General features: G+C 45.9%; 2 protein-coding genes. Both read left to right on the top strand.

The features are described from left to right. Positions 1–38: 38 nt before the first annotated feature. The gene (locus AB5Z52_RS17115) at positions 39–548 is read left to right on the top strand and encodes a hypothetical protein (RefSeq protein WP_243821782.1); all 510 of its coding nucleotides are present in this window, start codon (positions 39–41) and stop codon (positions 546–548) included. Positions 549–569: 21 nt separating this feature from the next. Beyond that, positions 570–827 (top strand): hypothetical protein, encoded by a 258-nt coding sequence (locus AB5Z52_RS17110; RefSeq protein ID WP_368267149.1) that lies wholly within the window; start codon positions 570–572, stop codon positions 825–827. The last annotated feature ends 468 nt before the right edge of the window (positions 828–1,295 follow it).

Genomic DNA, 1,295 nt, shown 5'->3' with positions numbered 1-1,295 from the left:
GAAATGATTAGTATGCTAATCGATAAGGGATTTGAAATATGACAAACTGGATCCAACCACTTTTCTTTGAAGATAACCTAGATAATAACGTGTTAGACCTATCCGCAAGAGACAACGACGTGATTATTACTTTAAAAGAAAGATGGCACAATGATTTTCTTTCCGGGGTTAAGAAATTTGAGTTTCGTCGTAAGTTTTCTAAGAAGAAGCCTAAAAGGATAGTTATCTATGTTGGAGGAGAAGTTCGCGCAATATGTGCAATAGGTTTCTGCGGGGTCCCAATTTTCGGAAACCCAGATTACGTAATCCAGCATGCTAGTTCTTTAGGAGCGATACCTAACCCGGAATCCTTATTCCGATATTTTAACGGGTGTCATGAAGTTTGCGCAATACCTGTAGAAAAATATGTACCTCTTTTTCCTCCGATTGATTCTGAATTGCTCTCTGCGCTCGCACCTGATTTCACACCTCCGCAGTCGTATACCTATGTTGAGAGATACGAGGGGTTGAAACAATATCTGATGGATACAAAGGTCTGGAAAGAATGACGTTAACTGTAGGAATAGCAGGTGAGGACTCTGAAAAGAGAATGCCGTATAGCACTGCGTCCTCAGGAAGCCGCGCCATTAGCGCGGCAGAAAGATATAAAGGTATGTGCCGAGCGTGATGCTGGCGCACTGGTCAGTTTCCCAAACGAATCTTATGCAAAGGTCGGGGCGGAGATCGTGGACGAGACGGCAATTTGGGGAGGTTGTGACGCGGTAGTTAAATCTAAGTCTCCCTCGATACACCAACTTTTTTATGCAGAAGAGGCGTTTCGGTTATAGCTAAAATGCATGCTGAGGGGAGCTTGGACTACATAAAGGAATCATTGGAAAGTCGGGTCAACGCATATGCATTTGAGTTTTTAACTAAAGACGGCAAGACTTTCCCCGCGATGGAGGCCTCATCAGGTTTGACAGCATATCAGGCATTTGCATATGGAATGTTTTATGCACAGAATCCTCCGATATCCAGTTTTCCCAGGACTGAACCTTTGACGGTGTCCGCTCGTAGTGTTTTATAGTTCGAATCAAGGAAAGCCCCCGAAGCTGGTCAGAGCTCCGAGGGCAAAAGGAAAACCAGACACGATTCTCCATGCGACGATTCTACGGCAAGGCGTGGAGGGAAAGATGCAGGAAGAGATGGGATACCGGAACATCAAGCTCGTGCAGACTCTTGCGACGCAGGGACGCATCACCACCAAGCGCGGCGAAACACGGAGCTTCGACCCAATGCAGTTCTCCATGCTCCTC

It is taken from the genome of Enterococcus sp. RTP21361st1_A6_RTP21361_211029, assembly GCF_040910045.1.
GTDB lineage: Bacteria > Bacillota > Bacilli > Lactobacillales > Enterococcaceae > Enterococcus_D > Enterococcus_D gallinarum.
The sequence above is the reverse complement of the archived record's forward strand: the minus strand, read 5'-3'. Positions and strand labels throughout refer to the sequence as shown.